Raw genomic sequence first — 23,244 nt, 5'->3', positions numbered from 1 at the left:
TAGTTGATGAAATTCAGATAACGGCATGTCAGTGAATGAAATTATATTGATTGCCGCTTGAAAATATATCAGCGATTCTTGAACTATATCGGCGATTATTAAAATTTATCGACTTACCTACAAAAAACGACATCAATAACACTATATAAATAAAGGGAGACTACATGAACTTCACATAGTCTCCCCTATACTATCCAACTTCTTTTTCTCGCTTCGCACGTTCTTTAGCGCTCCATTTAAATACCCTATCTAGCAAGGAGTATATTCTCCCAGACTCTTTCGTTAACAATGGGCCTAACGATGCCAATATTAAAACGTATAGAGCTGAGAATGGTTTAATCGTTGCCATTAAGCCACCCGCGATTCCGATATTCGCGACAATAATCGAGAATTCTCCGCGTGATACAAGTGTTAAACCGATATTCGTAGAAGCTTTATGGGATAAACCAGCTTTACGCCCTGCAAACATTCCAGCTATAAAATTACCAATGAGAGTAATGAAAACTGCTCCTAATGCCAACCACACTGCTCCTCCGAGCGTAAAAGGATCGATACTTAAACCGAAACTGAAGAAAAATATAGCTCCAAAAAAATCACGAAACGGGACGACGAGATGCTCAATTCGATCACTATGCTCTGTTTCAGAAAAGACAAGCCCTAATAATAATGCACCTATAGCCTCTGCAACATGAATCGTTTCTGAAAATCCTGCCACAAAGAATAAAATAGCGAATATTACGATAATAAAAATTTCATTGGACGAAATATCTAACACTTTATTTAGAATCGGCGTAGCTTTTCTAGCGATTACAAAGAATAGTAGCATATACCCTACTGCGATTAACACCGATGTAAGGGCACCTATAAATGATGTTGCACCTCCGAGTACTAACCCCGAAACGACTGATAAATATACAGCTAAAAAGATATCATCAAACATAATGATCCCTAAAATGAGTTCTGTCTCTTTATTACCAGATCTTCTTAAATCAACAATTACTTTTGCGACAATTGCACTCGATGAAATTGTTATGATCCCGGCAATAATTAATGTTTCTAATAAGGGGAAACCCATTATATATCCATAAAGTAAACCTAATATAAAATTAAGTGATATATGAACGGTTCCCCCAAGAGCAATTGACTTTCCTGATTTAATTAATTTTTTTATCGAGAATTCTAATCCTAAGTAGAATAAGAGGAATATGACGCCAATACGGCCGAGGAAGGAAATAACTTCTCCGCTTTCAATAAACCTTAAATCGATAAGCCCTAAATCTGGAGCATGAGGCCCCACTAGCATACCGAGTATAATGAGAAACGGAATAATCGAGAACTTTAACTTTGCAGCGAGGATTGCTGCAAAAGCTACTAATACTAACGCAGTTCCAACTTCAAAGACTAAAGTATCCATCGATTATGAGTCACCTCCTGCTGAAAGCAACTCCTTAATAATTCTTTTCACTTCATGCCTTTCACCTGATAATACGAGCATATCGCCAGCTTCAATAATAGAGTCTGGACCTGGATTGAAGAACTTTTTCATATTCTTTTTCAAAATAGCAATAATCGTTACGTTATATGTTTTTCGCACATGTAAGCTACCAATTGTTTTCTGTACCACTGGTGCGTTATTTTCTACTTTAAACCATTCAATGGATAATCCTTCAAAAGCCATTTCAATTGTATCTAAAGCTTGTGGTCTATATACCATTCCGCCTAATATAGCCGCAATTTGTCTTGCTTCAGAATCGCGAAGAGAAATACTTGAAATACTCTCATCATGATCCGCATCAAAATGATACATTTCCCTTCTTCCATCATCATGAATAACGATAACCATTTTTTCATTACCTTTTGTAATTACTTCAAACTTACAACCGATACCTGGAAGTTCACTTTCTCTAATATTCATATTCTCCGCCTCCTAAAGTTTTTAGTTACGGCTTTTACAAATCTACATCAATCTCCGTTTTAAACTTTTCATCTTTTGAAATGCCTAAATACTTGAGCGTTTCTGATGGAGTTGCGTGATGAAAATGTTTTTGCAATAGTGCAATCGCTATCCCTCTTTTGTACGCATGAAACCCAAATGTTTTTCTCATTGAATTCGTTCCAATCTTACCAACAATTCCAACCGCTTCCGCAGCACGATGAATTACACGATACGCTTGTTGGCGCGTAATTGAATTCGTCGTTTTATTAGATTGAAATACGTAATTTTCTCTTTTAACATCTATAGATTGTACGTAATCTAAAAGCGCTTCTTTTACTTTTGTATTTAAATAAATATCCTGTTTAAACTTTTCATCTTTCACAGGAAGAGAATAAAACTCTTTAACAGTTCCATCTTCATTTAATACATCTTCAAATTTCATACTCAGTAGTTCAGTAATTTTTAAACCTGTGTTAATTCCAATAACAAATAAAAGATAATCTCGCTGCGAGTGCTCTTGTAAATACTTTTTCATAGCCTCAATTTGGCTTATATCTTTTAATGCCTCTACAACTTCCATACATGTATTCTCCTCATCTTATGAACGGTAATTTTCTCATCATGTTGTCCATTTTACCTTATCATGCCATGGGATTTCCATGTCTTATCCATTATTTTTACAATATACTTCTGTCGTCTCGGCAATTTTTAATGTGGAAACTTACGATTGTACAAATACGGTGTGGTTAGAAAAAAGTGTGGGGATAAAAGGTTCAGCCTCTTTCTACAGATCGGATTCCTCCTTTTCTTATCCAGCTGCTTCTACTTTTATTTTATGTTACTTATTTATATAATATTATATATTTCAGTAACATTAAAGCGTTTTTTTCTGAAAATACAAAAAGCCGAGCGCATTCACTCGGCTTTTTACCTATTAATCTTCTCTCGGAAGAACAATTCCTTTATACAATTGAACAGTAATGAAGTAATAAATCGTGTAAATAACTACGAAAATTACAATTGGTACCCAAATACGGAAGTACGGATCGATTAAAATAAATCCGAAAATATTCATACCAACTAATACGTGAGCAATACCTACAATTGCAGGGAATAGGAATACTAAGAATAACTCTTTATAAATTGATTTCGTTAATAATTCACGGCGCACCCCGATTTTACGAAGCATTTGATAACGCGTAATATCTTTTGATGCACCTGAAAGAATTTTAAACATTAAACAACTTGCCATCATTGCTAAGAAAGCAATTCCAAGGAAGAATCCCATAAACACCGTTCCGCTCGCAACTCCGTAGAACATGTCGTAAGCTTGATATTTACTATCTAATCTTTCAGCTTGTATATTTTTATATTTATCTAGTTGCAACTCGTCAAGTTTTTTCCATTCTTTTGTGTGTGCTTCAAAATCATCTGTTTTTCCAGTAAATACGATTCCTTCTTTACCATTTACAGTATCGTACATTTTTTGATCTACAATTTTAATTGCATGATCTTCATGTACGTAGAATGGCTGGATTGTTCTGAAAGCCTCGTCCCATTCTTCTGGAAGTGCTTTAGCATTCGCATCTTTTTCATTCATTTCTCTAGAAACCGCACCTACTGGCAAGTCCGCTGAAACTTTCTTCGTGTTCACTAAATCCTTCATCGATTTCATATTTGCCATATCTCTTACTAAAGGACGATTTTTCTCTAAATCCTCTTTTACATAGTAAACGTATTTATCATCGACTTTGTAACGATATTCACTTTTCTCTTTAAATGTAATACCGTCTAAAACTTTCTTTTCTTCAGCAGTTGGATTATGAACTACTGAATCATATATTACGAAACCATCAACCATTTTTATAACGTTATTTTTAAACGCCATACCACCTGAAATTGCACCGGCTCCAAGAGCAACTAACATAGCTACTGTCGCAAGCACTTTCGTTAAACTATTAATACGGAAATTTAATTGTGCAAACGTAAATGCGTTAAGTCCTTTTTCACTACGTTTTTTATTACTTTTTAACTTTTTAATAATAACCGGGAGAAGTGATCCAAATAGCATGTAAGTACCAGCTGTTGTTGTAATTAATGCAATAATGATTCCCATTTCTCTTAGTTTTTCCATGTAAATCATTGATGCATAGCCAATACCTAATAAAATAACCGCAAGGAATGCAACTAAACCTGTCATTTTCCCTTTTACTGCAACACGTTCTGTTTGTGCGTCTGCATGTACAAGTTGCAATACAGAAATACGTGATAATTTAATACTGTTCATAATTGCTGATAATACAAATAGTGCAAAGAAGAAGATACAAGTAACAGTCATTGATGGTAAATAAAATGCTTTATAGCCTTTACCAGCAAATTCTAATTGTTTCATTAATAACTGTCCGATACCTTCTGCAAGTCCTACCCCAACTATAATACCAATCGCAAGAGACGCAGCACCTAATACGATTGTTTCAATAAACATAAGTAATGTAACTTTATGCTTTTTTGCTCCTAACATCATATACATACCAAACTCTTTTTGACGAAGAGATAGTAAGAAAGAGTTCGCATACAAAATATAGAAGAACGTTATAATAGCTAGTAAAAATGAACCTGCTTGGAATACAAATCCAATTTGACCAATAGTAGAATTTTCCTTAAGGAAGGCTTCGTTTAACGCTAATGTTTGGAACATATAAAAAATTGAAATGGACATGACAAGACCAACAAGTAAGACGATATAATCTTTCAGCTTACTTTTTAGCCCTGACATGGAAAGTTTAAATAACATGCCCTAGACCTCCTTTCTTATGCTTTTTGTGTACCTAAGTCTGCAAGCACATCTAAAATTTCTTTATAAAACTCTTCACGTGTACCGCCTCGATGAATTTCTTTATATAGCTCACCATCTTGAATAAATAAAATACGCTGACAGTAACTTGCACTATACGGATCATGTGTAACCATCATAATAGATACGCCTTGATCTTTATTTAAGTTTGTCATCGCATCAAGTAAACTCGCTGCATTTTTAGAATCAAGCGCTCCTGTTGGCTCGTCCCCTAAAATAATTGCAGGTTCATGTACTAAAGCGCGCGCTGCTGCTGAACGTTGTTTCTGTCCACCAGATACTTCAGATGGGTATTTTTGAAGAATAGCTGAAATGCCTAACATATCTGCTACTTTTTCTACTTTCGGTCCAATGTTACGTGATGAAACACCTTGGAGTGAAAGTGGAAGTGCAATGTTTTCATAAATAGATAAGTTTTCCAATAAATTAAAGTCTTGGAAGATGAATCCTAATTTTTGTGAACGGAAATCAGAAAGCTCACCTTGCTTCATTTTCGTAATATCCGTACCCGCAATCTCGACAACACCGCCCGTTGCTTTATCTAACGTTGAAATTACATTTAATAATGTCGTTTTACCAGAACCAGATGGTCCCATAATTCCAACAAACTCACCCTCTTGAATTGAGAATGAAACACCTTTTAATGCGTGTGATTGGTTCTCACCTTTTTTACCGTACACTTTTTGAACGTTTTTTACGTCTACAACTGGTTTCGTCATATATATCCTCCTACGCTTGTTTTTCCATTACCTATTTTGCGCCTTTTGGAGAGGAACTGCTATTTGTTAACATTACATTTACCTTACACTTTTGTAATATAAAAAGATGAGTGTGTAAGGTTCATTGGGAAACGAAATTTTATTAGTGATTCGACAAGTAATATCAACTGACCGAAAAAGATGACAATAAAAAATAGACTGTTCCACAAAAGGAACAGCCCACTTCTCTCTTTATTTCTTTAAAGGTGTTACCGTCCAATACGTAGCAATACGCCAAATCCATTCTAGTGGACCCATTTTAAAGATTTTCATCCAAATTACACTAAACACAATTTGAATTGCATAAATTGCGATACACACATATAACGTCTGCATGTACGTTAAATTTCCTGCAAAGTTAAATACACTTCCTGCAATTAAAATCATTGCAGTTTGTCCAATATAATTCGTTAAAGCCATACGACCATAGTACTTCAGTGGTGCTAGCAATGTTTGAACTGGTTTTAATTGAAGTAGTAAAATTAATGCTCCAACATAGAAAGCTGAAATAATTGTTCCAACTGTAATACCAATTTTTAAGAATTGGCTTGCAGCATCCATTGTCCCATCCTCATTCTCAAGTATCATATTTACAAATGGAGCAGCAGGGACGTGCCCATATTGATACCATAAAGCTGCAACACTTAAAACAAACATAATGCCTGTAAAAATAGCGACTTGCTTTATTTTCGCTGAAAGATTTTCAAATACTTTATACTGCCCTGCAGCAAGACCTAATAAAATTAAACTTAGCGGTAAAAATTCTTTCGCAGCAAGTACACTAAAGGTAATTGTCAAAATAAGACCGATTACTAAGTTCACTTCTTTTTTCGCTTTATAAAACGGTAAAACCATTAACCCGTAAATTGCATATAGCGTTAACGCTTCTCCAGGTTGAAACATTTGATGAATGTAGCCAAAAATAAATAGCGCAACTACACGGCGTAAAAATAAAACATATCCATTTTTCCCCTTCGCAATCGCTCTAGAGATAAAGATATGGAATCCCACTCCAAATAAGAATGAGAAGATTGAAAAGAAACGACCTTCTACAAATAAGTATAGAAACCTTTGATAACTTGCATCCACTGTATTAGGATCTGGAATTTTAATGTTAAGTAGTGCAAGAATATTTACTAAAATAATCCCCAGTAGTGCGAAACCACGAATGTAATCTAACTCATCAATTCGTTTGTTTGTAATATTGTTCCCCATAAAGCAACTCCTTGTATAAAATTTAATCCTTCCTTACTCTACTGGAGAAGTGGGCTTATAACTATCGACAAACCTTACAGGAATCTTGTGTTATTGTAATATAATAAAATAAAACTTTAATCAGCCCTCACCAATCGGGCGTCTACGGGCAGCCCGACTCCCATCTAACTTCTTTGCTCCAGCCGAATTTTGAGGTGGGAGTCTTACTGCCCACAAATAGCGGGATAAAATAAAACCAGGTCATATTGCGACCTGGTTTACTCTGATTGCTTTGATCTTTGAGGTTGTCCTTTTTTACTGTTACGCTGTTTCACTTGCACAACTGGATCAAGTTCATTTGAAAATTCAGCGTTATGTCCATTTTGCGTTTTTTGTTCTGGATTATTTTGATTTGAACGTTTTGCCATAACATTCACTCCTTATTAGTGCGGTGTAATAATCATTTGATGTTGCAATTGGCGAATTGCCATACGTGCTCTATTTAACTGCTCACGTTGCTCATCATTCGCATGTTGCTGCATAGTTTGTAAGTCATTATATGCTTGTTCTAATTGTAACTGCGCATCCGAATACTCCATCGTATTGTAATGCTCTTGTCTCATACCTTGGTCTAATTGTTCTTTCGCATATTCCACCGCTTGTTCAGCTTGTGTAATATACGATTCAAGTGATTGACGCTCTGCCATAATTGTCCCTCCTTGCTTCAATTCCTCTTTAGTGTGTCCCTTCCATCTGAACCTTATGAGTATGTTATAATGGATTTTATTTGTTTCATTTTGACTCGGCTTAGGAGGGAAAATAATGAAGGTTCAAAACCCTTTTCCATATACAAACGACAATAAACGTTATCATACATGGAATTACCATTTACGAAATGAATTTGGTGAAAAAATCTTTAAAGTTTCATTAGATGCTGGCTTCGATTGCCCGAACCGTGACGGTACAGTTGCTTATGGCGGCTGTACATTTTGCAGTGCTGCTGGATCTGGCGACTTCGCTGGCGATCGCCGCGATGATGTTATAACGCAATATCATGAAATGAAAGAAAAAATGCACTCAAAGTGGAAAGATGGAAAGTGTATCGCTTATTTCCAGGCGTACACAAATACACATGCACCACTTGAAGTGTTAAAAGAAAAATTCGAACCGCTTTTAGCAGAAAAAGACGTTGTCGGTCTTTCTATCGCAACTCGTCCAGATTGTTTACCGGACGATGTCATTGAATACTTAGCGGACTTAAATAAACGCACGTATCTTTGGGTTGAACTCGGATTACAAACTGTCCATGAACGTACTGCAAATCTGATTAACCGTGCTCACGATTATCCATCTTACGTTGAAGGTGTAAATAAATTACGCAAACACGGCATTAGAGTTTGCTCTCATATTATTAACGGTCTTCCACTTGAAGATTACGACATGATGATGGAAACAGCTCGTGAAGTAGCGAAGCTTGACGTACAAGGAATTAAAATTCATTTACTCCATTTATTAAAAGGAACGCCAATGGTGAAGCAATATGAAAAAGGACAACTAGAATTCCTTTCTCTTGAAGATTACGTAAGTCTCGTTGTTGACCAACTTGAAATTATTCCAGAAGATGTAATTGTGCACCGTATCACAGGTGACGGCCCACCTGATTTAATGATCGGTCCGATGTGGAGCTTAAATAAATGGGAAGTATTAAATTCCATCGATGCAGAATTTGTACGCCGCGGAAGCTGGCAAGGAAAATATGCAAATGAGGAGAAACAAAAATGAAATTAGAACGTGTATTACCGTTTGCTCGCTCGCTTCTGCAAACGGCAGTAAAAGAAGGCGATTACGCTGTAGATGCAACTTTAGGCAATGGGCATGACACTTGCTTCCTAGCTGAAATCGTTGGAGATAACGGAAAAGTATTTGGATTTGATATTCAAAAAGAGGCAATTGAAAGCTCAACAACTCATCTAAAAGAAAAAGAACTTTTCGAACGTACTGTTTTAGTTCATGATAGTCACGATACACTTCTATCCGTATTACCAGAAGATGCAAAAGGAAAAGTAACAGGCGCAATTTTTAACTTAGGTTACCTTCCAGGCGGAGACAAGCATATCGTTACAAAACCGAACTCAACAATCTCAGCGATCGAACAATTATTAGAAGTAATGGCGCCTGAAGGTATCATCGTCCTTGTTATTTACCACGGACATCCAGAAGGACAAGTAGAACGCGACGCTGTACTTAAATTTGCCGAAGAACTAGACCAAAAACAAGCACACGTACTGCGATACGGCTTCATTAACCAGCAAAATAACCCGCCATTTATTGTGGCGATCGAGAAACGATAATATATCGACAATTCGACAAAACATAACAAAAAAAGACGTGCACTCATTGCACGTCTTTTTGTTATTCTCCTATATAATGGATATATACACTATTTAAAGAAAGAAGGATAGAACTTTGCTAGTAGAACTACGGGGAATTCAAAAGAAGTATGGCAAATCACTTATACTAGACAACATTGATTTATCCATTCCAGAAGGAGAAGCGCTCGCCATTGTTGGCGGGAACGGGACTGGAAAAAGTACTCTACTCAAAATAATTGCAGGTTTTATTTCACCTACAGCAGGGACACTTCAAAGAAAAGAACATATACAAATCGGCTATGTACCTGAACATTTTCCTGAAGGAATTCGTTTTACATTAGAGGATTATTTATATCATCTCGGCCACATTCATGGTTTATCAACAAAATATTTAAAAGATAAAATTCCGATGCTTCTAGAATCTTTTCATTTACATCATGCAAGATATTCCGTTGTACGAAACTTTTCAAAAGGTATGAAACAAAAAACAGGCATTATGCAAGCATTACTTACGGACGTACATTTATTAATTTTAGACGAACCGCTTTCTGGGCTCGATCCTAACTCTCAGCAAGAATTAGAACATATTTTACTCTCATTAAAACAGCAAGGCATATCTGTACTCTTCACATGTCATGAAAAACAACTACTAGAAAACCTCGCCGATAAAATCGTGACGTTAGCAAATCATACAATCATAGCAGATACCTTTGTACAAAAAGGGGCAGAACAAGTCTATATTGAAGCAATCGTTCACGACACATTTTCAGCGATAGAACTACGGAAACAATTAGGTTTTATACACGTTACATACAATTCAAATCAAAACCTTATTCAATTACAAATCGAAAAGGAATATACAAACGAAATGCTTCAGTTTTTATTACATAAAAAAGCATCTATCACACTGCTACAACCTAACTTTTAAATCGAAAGAAGGTTTATTATGTTTGCGCTTATTCGTTACCATTTTCTCGACTATACAAAATCGTATAAGTACATCCCTCCTATTGCGATGTACTTTGTGAGCTTGCTTTTTGTATATACATATAAACCGACTCCTATTGTACCGACATATTTAGAAACAGCACTCGCACTTTATTTATTATCTGCCTGGATTGCAGTCACAATTTTTCATACCGAAGACCCTGTACAAGAGCAAATCACTATTTCACACACAAATAATATTTCCACATTATATGTTGGTAAATATATTACGGCTCTTCTCATTTGTACTGTGTTATCTTTTATATCCGTAATCTATCCCATTATTTTGCAAATGTTTAATGAAAAAATGACAGTTTCTTTATTTCTAGTCGGATTTCTCGCTCACATGTCTTTCTCTATACTAGGAATTTCAATCGCAACATTATTTACTAGAAATATGATTCAAAAAGCAGGCACTGCTTGGCTTAGCCTTACATTTATATTGCTTATAACGATTGTATCTATCCGGTTTAAAAAAGAGTTACTATGGTTTTTACCACCTGTCGAAAGCTTTCTAATGCTTGGACAATACAAATATAATTTACTGACTCACACTCTATGGCTTACAGCTTGGGCTATCGTATATTCATTTTTATTATTTACCTTATTTCTTTTTATCGTTCGCAAAAAACGTTTTTAATTACATATTAAAGGAGACGAAACAATGATCGGAATACTAGCAGGAATGGGGCCAAAATCAACTGGACCATTCGTCGATACAGTTGTAGCAAGGTGCCAAACAATATACGGAGCAAAGCATGATATGGACTTTCCTCATATGATGATTTATTCTTGTCCAACGCCCTTTTACATGGATCGCCCTATTGAACATGCGGCGATGAAAAAAGCAATTATTGAAGGGGCACAAAAACTTGAAAGTACTGGCGTAGAATTTATCGCTATGCCGTGTAATACGGCGCATCTTTATTTTGAAGAATTACAGCGTTCTCTTTCTATCCCAATTTTAAATATAGTCGATGAAACGTTAAAAGCAATTCCTGAAAATACAAAAAGAGTCGCTCTTCTCGCAACAGAAGCAACTGTTCAAGCTGTGATTTACCAAGACGGCATTGCAAAGCGTAATATAGAGTACATTCACCATGAAAAATGGCAAGAAATGATTAATCAAATTATTACTTGTATTAAATCTGGAGAAATTGAAGAAGCTCGTGAATTGTGGAATACACTCGTTTTACAATTGCGAGTTGAAGTTGATACCGCTATTATTGCATGTACTGATTTGAATGTAGTCGCGAGTGAGAATTTTGTCGATTCCGCTCAATGTCTTGCTGAAGCGGTTGTTAGAATGTATGTAGAAAATATAAGGAGGTCCAAATGAATATACCTTTTGAAATGGGATACACATTTGATGAAAATCTTAAAGAAAAACCTATATCCCTTGCTGAAATGAAGCAAGGGATTGTATTTTTGAACGAGCATTTACATAAAGGACCGTTATATGGAAAAAGCTGCGGATTAATCGGTGTTTATGAACGAATCGCTGGCAACCTTTCTGACAGTAAGTATTACTTACAGGAGGCGATTGAATATTACACACAAACAGACAACATCCAAGGGATTTTTATTAACAAACTTCGTCTCGCACATACATATCATTGGGAAAGAAAATTTCCTGCTGCAAATGTACTCTTTATCGAACTTCTACAAACACTACCCGACTTACCTAATTATGAGGACTTCTTCTACCAACATTACGGAAAAAGTAAATTGGATGAAGGCGACTTCCACACCGCCCTTACTTATTTTCAAAAGGCACTTCAAATCAGGATACAAAAAGGAAATGAAGAGCTGATTCACTCAACTAAGCTTTGTATTACGTATTGTATGTCTCGCCGATAAAAATCCCCAAAACTTTTAACTTTCTTCACAATTCTTTCAAAGTATCCACACTTAATCTCGCTATATTAAATAAGTAGTTTATTCATATAGGGAAGGTTAGGGGAACTGAAAGTATGAAACAAAATCGTTCGCTTCATTATATTTTTTGGCGTTGGCATTTTTATGCTGGACTTTTTATTACGCCGCTTCTTATTACTTTGTCACTGAGCGGAATTGGGTATTTATTTCGGGAAGAAGTTGAGGATTTCATCTATAAAGATTTATATTTCGGGAAGAGCACCCAAACAGAATCTATTTCGATGTCTGATTCGCTTTTCTTAACAGAGAAAAAATATCCACATTATAGCGTGGCGAAAATTAGTGAGTTTAATGGGGATTATAATACGAGACTTACGATTGCAAATGAATATACTGGGCAACAAAAATATGTGTATTTAGATAGTAATAATCAAATTGTTGGGGATCAAAACGCAAGTGAAACGTTTGCCAATATAATGAGGGAATTACATAGTTCTCTTTTAGTTGGTGGCACTGTCGTCAACTATACTGTAGAACTTGCGGCATGCTGGACAATCTTTTTAATCGTAACCGGATTGTACATGAGTATACGCCAATTCAAAAACACACCATCATCCAATAAGCGAGAAAAAGCAAAAAGACGTCATTCTATTATCGGTATTATATTTACAATTCCTCTCTTTTTGCTAGTCGCATCTGGATTGCCGTGGTCAGGATTTATGGGGAACCAAATTTATAAAATTGCATCTTCTAATGAATCACTCGGATATCCAAAATTGTACATGGCACCGCCTGAATCAAAGGTAAAAGAATTGCCGTGGGCAACAAGAAAAGAAGCTCCGCCTGAATCGAATTCAAATGAGCCGAAAGCAATTTCTGTCGATGAATTACAAAAAGGAATTGAAATAAAGAAGCCATATGTTATTTCACTACCAGCTGATCCGAAAGGTGTATTTACTATTTCGAAATCGAGCGGTTCTGGTATTACAGGTATGCATGTTGCACCAAATGAAGAAATAACAGCTTACTTTGATCAATATAGCGGGGAACTCATTTCAAAAACGGACTATCGTGATTATGGATTACTTGCACAATGGTTCACTTACGGTATCCCGCTTCACGAAGGACATTTATTCGGATGGCCAAATAAAATATTGTGCTTACTAACAACCTTATCTTTATTACTTCTCATTTATTACGGAGTAAAAATGTGGTTAGCAAGAAAGCCAAAAGGAAAATTAGCAGCACCTCCAAAGCAAAGAGATAAGAAAAGCACATTCATTTTCTTTATCATGATGGTTATATTAGGCGCTGTCATGCCTTTATTCGGACTATCTGTTTTAGTTATTTTTGTGATTGAACTTCTTATATATGTATTTTCAAAAATACGATCATAATAAAAAGAAAACCACTCTATATGAGTGGTTTTCTTCATCACTGCGCCATTTTCTTTCGGTACATCTTCCCGTTCCAATAGAAGAATCGTGAAGTGAGCCCTCCGTATTTTACAATGCGCCGTGCCATTTTGTGCATATTCTTTTGCGCTGATACTTTTTGATCTGATAAATAAATACCAAGTAACCCTCGGCTTATGAGACGATGAAACTTCGCATGTGGCAAATCACCAATGCTCTTCTCTGCTTCTTCTACAAAATGTTTCATACGATCTAATATAGCTTGCTCGTTTTCATAATAACTACAGAAATTCAAATCTCCGCCTATACGGTCTTCTTCTTGATCGATGAAATAATCAAGTAAAATGTGAAGTCCTTGTACGTAAGGGAAATATCCTTGTCTAATTTTCGCAATATCTTCATCATGTAATTCATCATGAAATGCATATGCTACAAGACAGAAAATCCCAAGCGTAGAACCAGCACATGCTGAAAATTCAAACCAGCTCATTTCAGGTAAGTTTTCTTTATGCGCTTCAAACCATGTTTGTAAGCGTGGTTCTCTTTCTTCTAACTTTACGTGTTTATGAATTTGCAAATCACAATAATAACAAGCAAGTTCATGAAGAACAGGAGCAATTTTATCATAGTGCTTCGTTTTCTTTAAAACATCTTGGCATGTTTCAACAAGTTCATCTAAATAACCACCATCATCTTGATCGTCACGGTAACGATAATAATTACCGCCCCCTTCCACCTCAGGGCTTAATGCTATTATCATCGACTCATGAAGAGCCGCAAAGTCTTTTGGATCAAGTGATGTACTACGGTCACATAAATTATCTAAGTAATCGCTAATCGTTTGATACGCTACGATAAAACGAATACATTCCTCTCGGTGTTCATTCGCTAATAGCGCTAAAATGCCACCGCCTTCGCAATGAAACGTTTTATTCTCAATACTTGCGATTGCCTGACTATGAAGCTCATCATTCGGAATATGGTAGGCACGCTCTTTCCACATCGCTAGCTCATGGTGTACAACCGGAAACACATCACGGTATACTTTCGCCATGAGCGTTATGGGATTACTCGGTACGTTCACTTCTTCCTTCATCTCCTCTATTAAATGTACAAATAATGATTTATTTGTTTGTTTTTACTATATTATTGACATGCATTTCAGTAAATGACTGAATATAATTCAAAATTTCATCACGCTCATACTCATTTAATAACTCGTGATAACAATTCGGCCATTCTTTATAAGCCTTATCACTTATTTTAACATTATCAAACCATGTACGGACACGTATTTTATCTACAAGTTTATCCTCACATGCCTGCATTAGCAAGAGCGGAACATCTGGAAACTTATCTATTTTCTCATGAGCAATCTCGATAGACTTAATCAACTCACTATACCAACGTACTGATACTTTGCGCAAGAACAATGAATCATTTTCCATCGCATCTCTCACTTCATGATTGCGTGTTGACATTTCTACAGTGAGATTTGTTACAAATTGTAACTTCGGGGCAACGACATTTAATATTTTCGAAGCAGCACGAAGCGGAGCGGAAGGTGCAGCTAATACTCCTAAACAAGGCGAACTTAGTACAATCCCATCTATGTCCTCTCTTTTCGTTTCTTGCATCATACGAATAACGACAAGTCCTCCCATACTATGACCAAATAAAAAAATGGGCAATCTATACTTTCTTGCTTCTTTCACCCATAACTTTATTTCCTCTATGTATTCATCAAATGAATCGATATGTCCTCTATTTCTTGAAGTTGTTCCGTGTGCTGGAAGATCGCCCATAACGACGTGATAACCGATATGATTCCACATTTCTGCAACCGCTTCATAACGCCCGTGATATTCCATAGCACCATGCACGATAATAATGACAGCTTTCGCTTCTTCCGCTTCATAGTTCCACATACGAAACTCCTCCATTTCACTCTTTTTCATAATTTGATACACTAAAACTAGTCTCTAGGAAAGGAAGGCTTTACATGATATATCCTTATAAAGAAAAAAATCCGAAAATTGCGAGTAGTGCCTTTATCGCTGACTATGTTACCATTACAGGTGATGTGACAATTGGCGAGGAATCAAGTATTTGGTTTAATACAGTCATCCGTGGTGATGTATCACCGACAATAATTGGTGACAGAGTAAATGTACAAGATCAATGTACACTCCACCAAAGCCCGCAGTATCCTCTTATTTTAGAAGACGACGTTACAGTTGGGCATCAAGTTATTTTACATAGCTGTCATATTAAAAAAGATGCTTTAATTGGAATGGGTTCTATTATATTAGATGGTGCTGAAATTGGTGAAGGAGCCTTTATCGGTGCTGGAAGCCTCGTTTTACAAGGAAAGAAAATTCCACCGAATACGTTAGCTTTCGGTCGTCCTGCGAAAGTCGTTCGTGAATTAACAGAGGAAGACCGCAAAGACATGGAACGAATTCGCACACAATATGTTGAAAAAGGTCAGTACTATAAATCATTACAAAAATAATTTTACCGCTGCCATAAGATTGGCAGCTTTTTTTATAAAGTGAAACTTTAATCAGTGGGGGTTTTGTTCATCCCCACTGATTATTAGCCTTCACCAATCAGGCGTTTACGGGCAGCCCGACTCCCACCTAACTTTTTTGCTCCAGCCGAACTTTGAGGTGGGAGTCTCACTGTCCGTTAATGCGAGATAAAAAACTAACTTTTTCTTTACAAAACCTTATTATTACCTCAATAAAATCTTATTAAAATAGAAGCTAATATCTCCATATATATGTAAACGAGGGAGGAGAATTTTCATGAAGGTCAGTGGATTATATAAAATAGAATGTTTCATTTTTAAAGGAATTAATCGCTACTTTGATCAAAAAACATTAAACATCTTTTTCAGCAATATTACCCATATCGGTGGTGCTACATTCTCCATTGCCCTCACACTTTTCTTTTTAATTTTTGCAAAAGGGACTTTGCACCAAGCTGCAATTGCAACTGCTATTTCTTTAACAATTAGCCATATTCCTGTGCAAATATTAAAAAGGTGGTATCCACGAAAGCGTCCTTATTTAACAATTCAGGATGCCAAATATCCAGTTCACCCATTAAAAGACCACTCTTTCCCGTCTGGTCATACAACGGCTGTTTTCTCTGTCTTCATTCCATTTATTTGCTATAATCCAAGCTTACTTGTTTTTCTATTACCATTAGCATTATGCGTCGGTATTTCTCGTATTTATTTAGGGCTTCACTATCCGTCAGATGTATTCGTCGGTATGTGCCTCGGCACTTGCTCTGGCATCATCTCTTTTTATCAATTCATCCCACTTTTCACATAAAGGAGTGATATGATGAGAGTCGCCATATTTACCGATACTTTTACACCACAAGTGAACGGGGTTGCGAAAACGTTAGAACGGTTAACACGTTATTTTCAGAAAGAAAATATCGCCTATTCTGTTTTCGCCCCTCAGCATACGACTGAAGATAATTTCGTAGCGAATGTGAACAAAATGAGAAGTATCCCGTTAACAATATTATATCCAGAATGTCGCTTTTCTTTTCCTACTCCGCGTATTAAACGGGAACTTCTTGCCTTTAAACCTGATATCATTCACATTGCCACACCTTTCAACATGGGACTTTGTGGATTGTATTATGCAAAAAAGTTAAACATCCCGGTTGTCGGTTCTTATCATACTGATTTCGATTCCTATTTACGCTATTACAAAATCGAATTTCTCTCCAATATGCTTTGGAACTATTTAAAATGGTTTCATAGTCATATGCAAAAAAATTTCGTTCCATCCTCTGAAACATTACATCAATTAAAAAACAAAGGATTTCAGGCCCTCTCTATATGGGGACGGGGTGTAGATTGCGCACTCTTTCATCCTTCTTACAATACAGACCTATTCCGAAAAAAATATAATATTACAGCGAAGTACATTCTTTCCTATGTTGGAAGAATTGCTCCTGAAAAAGATATAGATACATTGCAAGATCTTATTGTTAAAACTACACATGCTCGGAGCGATATTCATTGGCTCCTCGCTGGAGACGGCCCTCTTGCAAAAACTTTGCGTGAAAATGTGCCAAAAACAAATGTAACTTTTACTGGATATTTACAAGGTGAAGATTTAGCTGAAGCCTACGCTTCCTCTGATCTAATGGTATTTCCATCTGCTACTGAAACATTTGGGAACGTCGTACTGGAATCACTCGTATGTGGTACACCTGTTATTGGTGCAAATAGTGGTGGAGTTAAAAATATTATTACAGATGAAAAAACGGGAGTTCTATGCGAACCTAAAAATGAAGACTCATTTTTATCATCTATTTATGGTTTGTTAAATAATGAAGAAATGCGGATACAAATGAGCCTAGATGCTCACTCCTACGCTACTACACAAAACTGGGATGAAATTTTCAATAATTTACTCATGCACTATAATGATGTTATTCAAAGTCGAAATGCGGAAATGCTAGCTTAAATTCAACTTAAGTATTATCAATTTGCAAGTGAAACTTCTATATTGTACAAAATATAGGAAAAGAGGTCATCCTTCGTAGTATGACCTCTCTTTATCTTTCGCTTTTATTTCACGTCTAAATTGTTACATAGATATAATGGATAACATTTGAACTTATTTTTCTTTACCTTTTGTCTGAGCCGCATCGAATGTCCAATTCAATTTCAATGTATCTCCTTGGAATACGTTTTGATCTTCCCCATTATCTTCAAATATGAATTTCACATAGAAAGTGTCATCTTTGCCTGGAGCAAGTCCATTTCCTTCCCAATTTACGACACCTTTTTGGACAAGATCAGGAAAGTTGCCATCAGCAGTTGCTTGTTTCAACTCAGATAAAGTAGTTTCCCATACAGGAACTGTGTTTTTGTCTATGTTCCATAAAAACTCCACTTTGACATAATCACCGAAATCAGCATTTCCATTATCGCCTTTTGCATCTGTTACAGTGTAATCAGTAAGAAGATGAACGTCCTTAATTTTCAAAGTACCGCTGTTGATTAAGTGGAAATCGCGTTCTATTTGATCACCTGGTTTAATTTTGTCAACATCGATGATAACTTGTGGATCAATGCTCAAATCTAACGTACCAGCCGCAAATGTGTTTTCTGATATTTCTTTATCACTGAAGTATGCAAACGTTCCGCCTCCAATTAAAGATAAACCAAGAACTGCAGATGCAACACCCATACCAAGTTTTTTCTTAAGATTCATTTTAATAATCCCCCTATTTTTATAATATTTAAACCATCCCAAAGCTGATAAGTCTATATGAGGTAAAAACGAATTGTTTCCTTATTTGATGCCTTTTAGGTGGCCACTAAGTTCTTAATAAAGAACTTAGTGTTTTATTTAAGAGCGACTATCGATATTTGCAGAAGACGAAATTTCTCCCTCTTTTATCAACAGCCGCTCCTAAGACACCTTCTTTTTATCCCGCTATTTGCCGGGCAGTAAAACTCCCACCTCAAAATTCGGCTAGGGCAAAGAAGTTAGGTGGGAGTCAGGATTCCCGTAAACGCCCGATTGGTTCAACTAATAATCAGTGAGGGATGAACCCCCCCCACTGATTAAAGTTTCACTTTATTTCTTCGGCTCTAAACCAATGTGACGTAGGAAATCTACCAGTCCTTTTTTACCAATTGTTTCTTTTGGCTTAACTACTTCTGGAACACCGACTTCTTTTTGCAAGAAGTTTTTCTCAATGAAGCGGACATCTGTCTCGTTCACAACACCATCTTGATTGATGTCTTGCGGCACGATAGATGCATCCTCCTTGCCGTATACCTCAACTACGCTTTGCATATCGCGAATGTCAATCAATCTGTCACCATTTACGTCCCCTGCAAGATTTTTAGCACCTATTCTAACATTTTGCCCGCGCAGCTCATCTCCTACAAAATACCCCGGAATGAATTTTTTCATCGCTTTGAGATGTCCTGGAACATCAATAACAACTGTGTATGCTTCAGTAGAAGCTGGGATGCCTTTGATCTCGTAGGTTCCTTGTTTATCAATCGTTCCTTTATATTTTTTGCCGCTTGGAGACATCGCATATACTTGGGCACCGATTTTTGTATAATCTGCTTTTCTCAAATACTGATAGCCCTCCTTCCCATCCAAAAATCCTTCCGGCGCGATAGAACCATACGCTCTCGAATGCGTTGGAATCAAGTTAAAGCTTTCCGTACCGAAATAAGGAATGGCAGTAGCTACTGTTTGTCCCGCTTTCATATAAGACGCCTGTTTTACATTAACCTGGTAAGCACCCACAACAATATCGTAATGTTCATTTACTACTTTGAACGTGACATCAAGGAAAGGCAGATTTCCGTCCATACCACTAAATGCATTCCCTTTCATAGATGCGCCGACTTTCACCGTATTATTGGAAGTTCCTTCTGTCACCACAGGTTCTTGCATTGATACTTCCAAACCTCTTTCCTTCGCGTACTCGTTTGCCGCATTGTTCAGTTTCACATTCTCAAACTTGAGCAAATCTTTTCTGAAGTCGATCTGGAATTCCCCGGATACAAGCTGCTTCACATTATTGAGACTAAGTGTCTTCGTAACTGTATCGCCGACTTTTACGTCTTTCTTATCAAAACTAGAAGTCGTATATTCCGTACCTTCTTTTACGAAGACATAGTTTTGTTTACCAATTGCCGTTGCAATATCATACGTAGCCAAAGTCAAATTTAGAGGTTTCGTTGCAATATCACTTTCCTCAATTCCGAATTTTACGTCTCCATTTGCTTGGATTGGGAAGTACCCACCTATCATTCCAGAGTTTGCATAGTAAGCCATTTGATTGGACGATTGATCATAGTTTAAACCTTTTGATTTCAATAGATCCACTGTCGCATCCTTGGCTGTTCCATGCAGCCATACTGCTTTTTGTCCATCCTCTACTGTAAACATGGAGTCATTAACCTCGATTATACCCGGTTTTTTATCCATATTTACTTCCGGTGCTGTATTGTCCACGATAAGCGGATTGTCTATAACATATGATTTCCCTTCCTCATCGTGCGCAATCAATTCCAGTATATAATCGCCTGCTGGAAGCTTTACAGGAAGATCACCAATTGGCTTAGAAGGATCGTTTGTAAATGGATAGACAGTACCGCTAAATGCATTCATAAGAAATGTGTCTACGTCTATCAGTAATCTGCTAGCGTCCGCTGTTCCTACAAAACCTACAGCTTTTCCTGTTTTACTATCCTTAACAACTACATCAATTGTTTTCATCGGGCTATTCAACTTCATGCTGACATGAACAAACGGGTACAGATATTGCCAGAAAGGCGTCGTATTCGTCACGGATGGACTGCTTGTTTTCGCATATTCAAATCCCTTTTCCGTCACCATGACAGCGAATGGAATTTGATATGTTTCGGCCGGATTGTTCGCATTCGTTACATGAATATATCCTTCATATCTGCCTTTCGCTGCGCTAGCAGGAATCGTAATTTTTGGCTGCAGTTCCTGTGACTTTCCACTTGCCACTGTAAGAGATGCAGGCACGTCAACTTGTATACCGTTCTTTACTGCATCTTGAATACCTGTACGCTCACCGTGATACTCCACTTCTACTTTAAAGGATTTTTCTTCTTTACTGTTGTTCTGGACAGCCACTTTTTTGCTCGCCTCAATCGGTTTATCCCCTTGCTTAACATGTCTACCAAACACGATGGAACCTGTTTGTTCGTCAATTTCGACAACTTTTCCATTCTCGACATTTTGTGTTTTGTCTAATACTTTAATGGATGTGTCCGTATGAACAGCTTGATACGCATCAATGCGCCCCGCACCCACTTCGTATACGGAATTCTGGCCATTCAAATCATCGGATGTATTCATAAGAGCCGCTTTTACATCGAAAGGTGTGTATTCTGGATGCTGCTGCAGGATCAATGCTGCTGTACCTGCTACATGAGGAGACGCCATAGAAGTACCAGACAAGCGTACATATGCATTGCCGTAATTTATACCGTCCTGCGGATCATTGATATATTCTGGTGCAGTAGAGAAAACCGACACACCAGGAGCGACTACATCCGGCTTAATGTCATAATTTCCGTTTACCGGTCCGCGTGAGCTGAAATCAGCTAAGTGATCACCTTCCGTTTTTGTATTGCCCAGCGTTTCGAATTTGAAAGATACTTCTCCTAGCGCCTTTAACCGTTCGCCATCCGCTTTTGACAGGCGGAAAGATGGAATAAGACCTACCCCCTCACCTAAGTAGGCAGATATTTGGCCGTCAGCATTGTTATATACGATAACCGCTTTTGCTCCAGCATTTTTTGCATTTTTAATTTTTTCATCAAACGTAATTTCTCCGCGCTGAATTAACGCAATTTTTCCGTTAAGATCTTTCCCCGTAAAATCAGCTGGTTTACCAAGTCCCGCAAATACAATCGGTAACGATTGTCCTTGTAGATCTTCTAACTTATTAGGAAAATCTTTTCCTAATAGCTGCATATTTTCAAATTTTTCGTTAGATACACTTGCGCTGAATGTAGGAATAGACATGGCAGCATCACTTGCCCCTACTGAAATACCAAGAGCTGCCGTTCCAGGGGAACCGAGCGTCTTTTCGTTTGGTCCATTGTTTCCTGCGGCAACAACTGTCGCTACTCCTGAAAGCATGGCGTTATTTACTGCGACAGAAGTAGCATATAGCGGATCATTCGTCTGTGCGCCTAGCGACATGTTGATGACATCCATACCATCTGCAATTGCTTTATCCATTCCGGCAAGGATTCCCGCTGTATTTCCTCCGCCCCATGGTCCTAGTACTCTGTAAGCATATAAATCTACATCAGGTGCCACACCTTTTACAGCGTAATCTGCATTGTTTTTCTTTTGAGCTGCAATCGTTCCTGCTACATGTGTACCATGGTTTGTATAGTACACTAAGCCTGGATATTCTGGCTTACCAGCTTTTATCCAATCAGCGTACGTCGTTTCCATTGGATCTGCATCGTTATCTACAAAATCATATCCGCCTTTATAAGCATCTTTTAAATCTGGATGATTATAGTCAACACCTGTATCAAGAACGCCGACTTTAATCCCTTTACCTGTAATGTTTTCTGCATGAAGCTTGTCCACACCAATTTGCGGAATACTGTCCGCCATTTTCGGATCAATTGTTTCTTTCGTTTCTACCGGAGGTTCCACTTTTACCTCATAGTCTTTAAAGACACGGTTTACTACTCCAGATTGGATCAACTCCTGCACAGCCACACCAGGTAAAGTCATCGCTACACCGTTGATTGCATTTTTATATTCGCGTGTGATTTCCACTTTTTTCGTATCGTAAGTGCCAACATCCTTCTTCGACTTTAAAGATACGACATGTTGTTTGAACACTTTATGTTCTTCATCCACTTTTGCTTGCGCAGTAGTAGCAGCTATTTTCTTTCCTTTCGCCGCTTGTTTCATCACTTCAATTTTTGCTGGAGCTTGATTAAATTCCACGATAACGTTAACTAATTTAGGACTATTCGTATCAATATCAGGTGAAATCGTAAAGCCAGGCTTTACATCTAACTGTTCCAACGCTTTTCTTTGTTCTGCAGACAGATTCATCAACACCTGTTCCGCATTATCAACTGGCTTCAGTTCAGCCGGACTTTCTGCTAATACGTTATACGGAATACCTTGTGACAATAGCATACCAGCAACTAACGTTCCTGTAAGAATCCTCCCAAATTTCCCTCTCTTCATACAAGTTCCCCCATTTATATTTATTTGTATCTGTAGTCATTGCATAACTTTAAATTTACGACTCTATTAGACTACGA

Annotated in this window: 22 protein-coding genes; 10 read left to right on the top strand and 12 right to left on the bottom strand. The window is 37.2% G+C overall.

Features of this window, described 5'->3' with window-relative positions:
- Window positions 1–190: 190 nt before the first annotated feature.
- The 8 genes from JDS80_RS11735 to JDS80_RS11700 all read right to left on the bottom strand — a co-directional run bounded on the left by JDS80_RS11735 (window position 191) and on the right by JDS80_RS11700 (window position 7,449).
- On the bottom strand, window positions 191–1,414 hold the full coding sequence (locus JDS80_RS11735) for a cation:proton antiporter (RefSeq protein ID WP_199638527.1): 1,224 nt from the start codon (window positions 1,412–1,414) through the stop codon (window positions 191–193).
- Between the two features lie 3 nt (window positions 1,415–1,417).
- Window positions 1,418–1,915, bottom strand: coding sequence for a cation:proton antiporter regulatory subunit (locus tag JDS80_RS11730; protein WP_002089091.1), 498 nt, complete (start codon window positions 1,913–1,915; stop codon window positions 1,418–1,420).
- Window positions 1,916–1,949: 34 nt separating this feature from the next.
- The gene (locus tag JDS80_RS11725) at window positions 1,950–2,516 is read right to left on the bottom strand and encodes a tyrosine-type recombinase/integrase (protein WP_199638525.1); all 567 of its coding nucleotides are present in this window, start codon (window positions 2,514–2,516) and stop codon (window positions 1,950–1,952) included.
- Between the two features lie 354 nt (window positions 2,517–2,870).
- Window positions 2,871–4,730, bottom strand: a complete 1,860-nt coding sequence (locus tag JDS80_RS11720; RefSeq protein ID WP_199638523.1) for an FtsX-like permease family protein — start codon at window positions 4,728–4,730, stop codon at window positions 2,871–2,873.
- Window positions 4,731–4,747: 17 nt separating this feature from the next.
- Window positions 4,748–5,509 (bottom strand): ABC transporter ATP-binding protein, encoded by a 762-nt coding sequence (locus JDS80_RS11715; protein ID WP_071771094.1) that lies wholly within the window; start codon window positions 5,507–5,509, stop codon window positions 4,748–4,750.
- A gap of 231 nt (window positions 5,510–5,740) precedes the next feature.
- Window positions 5,741–6,763, bottom strand: coding sequence for a DUF418 domain-containing protein (locus JDS80_RS11710; RefSeq protein WP_199638521.1), 1,023 nt, complete (start codon window positions 6,761–6,763; stop codon window positions 5,741–5,743).
- A gap of 257 nt (window positions 6,764–7,020) precedes the next feature.
- The gene (locus JDS80_RS11705) at window positions 7,021–7,170 is read right to left on the bottom strand and encodes a hypothetical protein (RefSeq protein ID WP_060750066.1); all 150 of its coding nucleotides are present in this window, start codon (window positions 7,168–7,170) and stop codon (window positions 7,021–7,023) included.
- A gap of 15 nt (window positions 7,171–7,185) precedes the next feature.
- A complete protein-coding gene (locus JDS80_RS11700; protein WP_000840869.1) occupies window positions 7,186–7,449 on the bottom strand; it encodes a YtzC family protein in 264 nt (87 codons plus the stop codon).
- A 115-nt stretch (window positions 7,450–7,564) separates the two neighbouring features.
- Here JDS80_RS11700 and mnmL point away from each other — a divergent pair, with 115 nt between their 5' ends.
- From mnmL to JDS80_RS11665, 7 genes are all read left to right on the top strand, one after another.
- Window positions 7,565–8,524 (top strand): tRNA modification radical SAM protein MnmL/YtqA, encoded by a 960-nt coding sequence (mnmL, locus tag JDS80_RS11695; protein ID WP_071771096.1) that lies wholly within the window; start codon window positions 7,565–7,567, stop codon window positions 8,522–8,524.
- Window positions 8,521–9,093, top strand: coding sequence for a tRNA 5-(aminomethyl)-2-thiouridylate-methyltransferase MnmM (gene mnmM, locus JDS80_RS11690; protein ID WP_075716907.1), 573 nt, complete (start codon window positions 8,521–8,523; stop codon window positions 9,091–9,093). Before mnmL ends, mnmM begins: the two co-directional genes overlap by 4 nt.
- Window positions 9,094–9,208: 115 nt before the next feature.
- Window positions 9,209–10,042, top strand: coding sequence for an ABC transporter ATP-binding protein (locus JDS80_RS11685; protein ID WP_199638519.1), 834 nt, complete (start codon window positions 9,209–9,211; stop codon window positions 10,040–10,042).
- An 18-nt stretch (window positions 10,043–10,060) separates the two neighbouring features.
- Complete coding sequence (locus JDS80_RS11680; protein WP_071771098.1) at window positions 10,061–10,741, top strand: ABC transporter permease; 681 nt, start codon at window positions 10,061–10,063, stop codon at window positions 10,739–10,741.
- Window positions 10,742–10,765: 24 nt separating this feature from the next.
- Window positions 10,766–11,440 carry an aspartate/glutamate racemase family protein gene (locus JDS80_RS11675; RefSeq protein ID WP_071744443.1) on the top strand — a complete coding sequence of 225 codons (675 nt, stop codon included), beginning with the start codon at window positions 10,766–10,768 and terminating at the stop codon, window positions 11,438–11,440.
- Window positions 11,437–11,961 carry a tetratricopeptide repeat protein gene (locus JDS80_RS11670; protein WP_199638517.1) on the top strand — a complete coding sequence of 175 codons (525 nt, stop codon included), beginning with the start codon at window positions 11,437–11,439 and terminating at the stop codon, window positions 11,959–11,961. The genes JDS80_RS11675 and JDS80_RS11670 overlap by 4 nt, the downstream gene beginning before the upstream one ends.
- Window positions 11,962–12,074: 113 nt before the next feature.
- Window positions 12,075–13,376, top strand: a complete 1,302-nt coding sequence (locus JDS80_RS11665; RefSeq protein WP_071771100.1) for a PepSY-associated TM helix domain-containing protein — start codon at window positions 12,075–12,077, stop codon at window positions 13,374–13,376.
- 37 nt (window positions 13,377–13,413) lie between these two features.
- Here the strand turns inward: JDS80_RS11665 and JDS80_RS11660 are convergent, their stop codons facing one another.
- Both JDS80_RS11660 and JDS80_RS11655 read right to left on the bottom strand, forming a co-directional pair.
- On the bottom strand, window positions 13,414–14,478 hold the full coding sequence (locus tag JDS80_RS11660) for a DUF2600 family protein (RefSeq protein WP_199638515.1): 1,065 nt from the start codon (window positions 14,476–14,478) through the stop codon (window positions 13,414–13,416).
- 40 nt (window positions 14,479–14,518) lie between these two features.
- Window positions 14,519–15,322, bottom strand: a complete 804-nt coding sequence (locus tag JDS80_RS11655; protein WP_071771101.1) for an alpha/beta hydrolase — start codon at window positions 15,320–15,322, stop codon at window positions 14,519–14,521.
- A 74-nt stretch (window positions 15,323–15,396) separates the two neighbouring features.
- On the opposite strand from JDS80_RS11655, the gene JDS80_RS11650 reads away from it, so the two are divergent.
- The 3 genes from JDS80_RS11650 to JDS80_RS11640 all read left to right on the top strand — a co-directional run bounded on the left by JDS80_RS11650 (window position 15,397) and on the right by JDS80_RS11640 (window position 17,893).
- A complete protein-coding gene (locus tag JDS80_RS11650; protein WP_199638513.1) occupies window positions 15,397–15,909 on the top strand; it encodes a gamma carbonic anhydrase in 513 nt (170 codons plus the stop codon).
- A gap of 295 nt (window positions 15,910–16,204) precedes the next feature.
- Window positions 16,205–16,738: a phosphatase PAP2 family protein gene (locus tag JDS80_RS11645; protein ID WP_199638511.1), complete on the top strand. Its 534-nt coding sequence runs from the start codon at window positions 16,205–16,207 to the stop codon at window positions 16,736–16,738.
- 12 nt (window positions 16,739–16,750) lie between these two features.
- Window positions 16,751–17,893 carry a glycosyltransferase family 4 protein gene (locus JDS80_RS11640; protein WP_199638509.1) on the top strand — a complete coding sequence of 381 codons (1,143 nt, stop codon included), beginning with the start codon at window positions 16,751–16,753 and terminating at the stop codon, window positions 17,891–17,893.
- A gap of 153 nt (window positions 17,894–18,046) precedes the next feature.
- Here the strand turns inward: JDS80_RS11640 and JDS80_RS11635 are convergent, their stop codons facing one another.
- Both JDS80_RS11635 and JDS80_RS11630 read right to left on the bottom strand, forming a co-directional pair.
- Window positions 18,047–18,646 (bottom strand): TasA family protein, encoded by a 600-nt coding sequence (locus JDS80_RS11635; RefSeq protein WP_071771105.1) that lies wholly within the window; start codon window positions 18,644–18,646, stop codon window positions 18,047–18,049.
- Between the two features lie 369 nt (window positions 18,647–19,015).
- Window positions 19,016–23,167, bottom strand: coding sequence for a S8 family serine peptidase (locus tag JDS80_RS11630; protein ID WP_199638507.1), 4,152 nt, complete (start codon window positions 23,165–23,167; stop codon window positions 19,016–19,018).
- Window positions 23,168–23,244 lie beyond the last annotated feature (77 nt).

The sequence above is a fragment of the Bacillus cereus group sp. N8 genome (assembly GCF_016483685.1).
Taxonomy (GTDB): Bacteria; Bacillota; Bacilli; order Bacillales; family Bacillaceae_G; genus Bacillus_A; species Bacillus_A proteolyticus.
Note: the sequence above shows the minus strand (reverse complement) of the source record. Positions and strands in the feature narration are given on the sequence as shown.

What these genes read in the sequence shown, in the direction of transcription:
- JDS80_RS11665 (WP_071771100.1), top strand. Translation starts at nt 12,075, where the DNA reads ATGAAACAAAATCGTTCGCTTCATTATATTTTTTGGCGTTGGCATTTT.
- JDS80_RS11720 (WP_199638523.1), bottom strand. Translation starts at nt 4,730, where the DNA reads ATGTTATTTAAACTTTCCATGTCAGGGCTAAAAAGTAAGCTGAAAGAT.
- mnmL (WP_071771096.1), top strand. Translation starts at nt 7,565, where the DNA reads ATGAAGGTTCAAAACCCTTTTCCATATACAAACGACAATAAACGTTAT.
- JDS80_RS11655 (WP_071771101.1), bottom strand. Translation starts at nt 15,322, where the DNA reads ATGTGGAACTATGAAGCGGAAGAAGCGAAAGCTGTCATTATTATCGTG.
- JDS80_RS11730 (WP_002089091.1), bottom strand. Translation starts at nt 1,915, where the DNA reads ATGAATATTAGAGAAAGTGAACTTCCAGGTATCGGTTGTAAGTTTGAA.
- JDS80_RS11715 (WP_071771094.1), bottom strand. Translation starts at nt 5,509, where the DNA reads ATGACGAAACCAGTTGTAGACGTAAAAAACGTTCAAAAAGTGTACGGT.
- JDS80_RS11650 (WP_199638513.1), top strand. Translation starts at nt 15,397, where the DNA reads ATGATATATCCTTATAAAGAAAAAAATCCGAAAATTGCGAGTAGTGCC.
- mnmM (WP_075716907.1), top strand. Translation starts at nt 8,521, where the DNA reads ATGAAATTAGAACGTGTATTACCGTTTGCTCGCTCGCTTCTGCAAACG.
- JDS80_RS11680 (WP_071771098.1), top strand. Translation starts at nt 10,061, where the DNA reads ATGTTTGCGCTTATTCGTTACCATTTTCTCGACTATACAAAATCGTAT.
- JDS80_RS11700 (WP_000840869.1), bottom strand. Translation starts at nt 7,449, where the DNA reads ATGGCAGAGCGTCAATCACTTGAATCGTATATTACACAAGCTGAACAA.
- JDS80_RS11670 (WP_199638517.1), top strand. Translation starts at nt 11,437, where the DNA reads ATGAATATACCTTTTGAAATGGGATACACATTTGATGAAAATCTTAAA.
- JDS80_RS11640 (WP_199638509.1), top strand. Translation starts at nt 16,751, where the DNA reads ATGAGAGTCGCCATATTTACCGATACTTTTACACCACAAGTGAACGGG.
- JDS80_RS11705 (WP_060750066.1), bottom strand. Translation starts at nt 7,170, where the DNA reads ATGGCAAAACGTTCAAATCAAAATAATCCAGAACAAAAAACGCAAAAT.
- JDS80_RS11635 (WP_071771105.1), bottom strand. Translation starts at nt 18,646, where the DNA reads ATGAATCTTAAGAAAAAACTTGGTATGGGTGTTGCATCTGCAGTTCTT.
- JDS80_RS11710 (WP_199638521.1), bottom strand. Translation starts at nt 6,763, where the DNA reads ATGGGGAACAATATTACAAACAAACGAATTGATGAGTTAGATTACATT.
- JDS80_RS11735 (WP_199638527.1), bottom strand. Translation starts at nt 1,414, where the DNA reads ATGGATACTTTAGTCTTTGAAGTTGGAACTGCGTTAGTATTAGTAGCT.
- JDS80_RS11630 (WP_199638507.1), bottom strand. Translation starts at nt 23,167, where the DNA reads ATGAAGAGAGGGAAATTTGGGAGGATTCTTACAGGAACGTTAGTTGCT.
- JDS80_RS11675 (WP_071744443.1), top strand. Translation starts at nt 10,766, where the DNA reads ATGATCGGAATACTAGCAGGAATGGGGCCAAAATCAACTGGACCATTC.
- JDS80_RS11645 (WP_199638511.1), top strand. Translation starts at nt 16,205, where the DNA reads ATGAAGGTCAGTGGATTATATAAAATAGAATGTTTCATTTTTAAAGGA.
- JDS80_RS11725 (WP_199638525.1), bottom strand. Translation starts at nt 2,516, where the DNA reads ATGGAAGTTGTAGAGGCATTAAAAGATATAAGCCAAATTGAGGCTATG.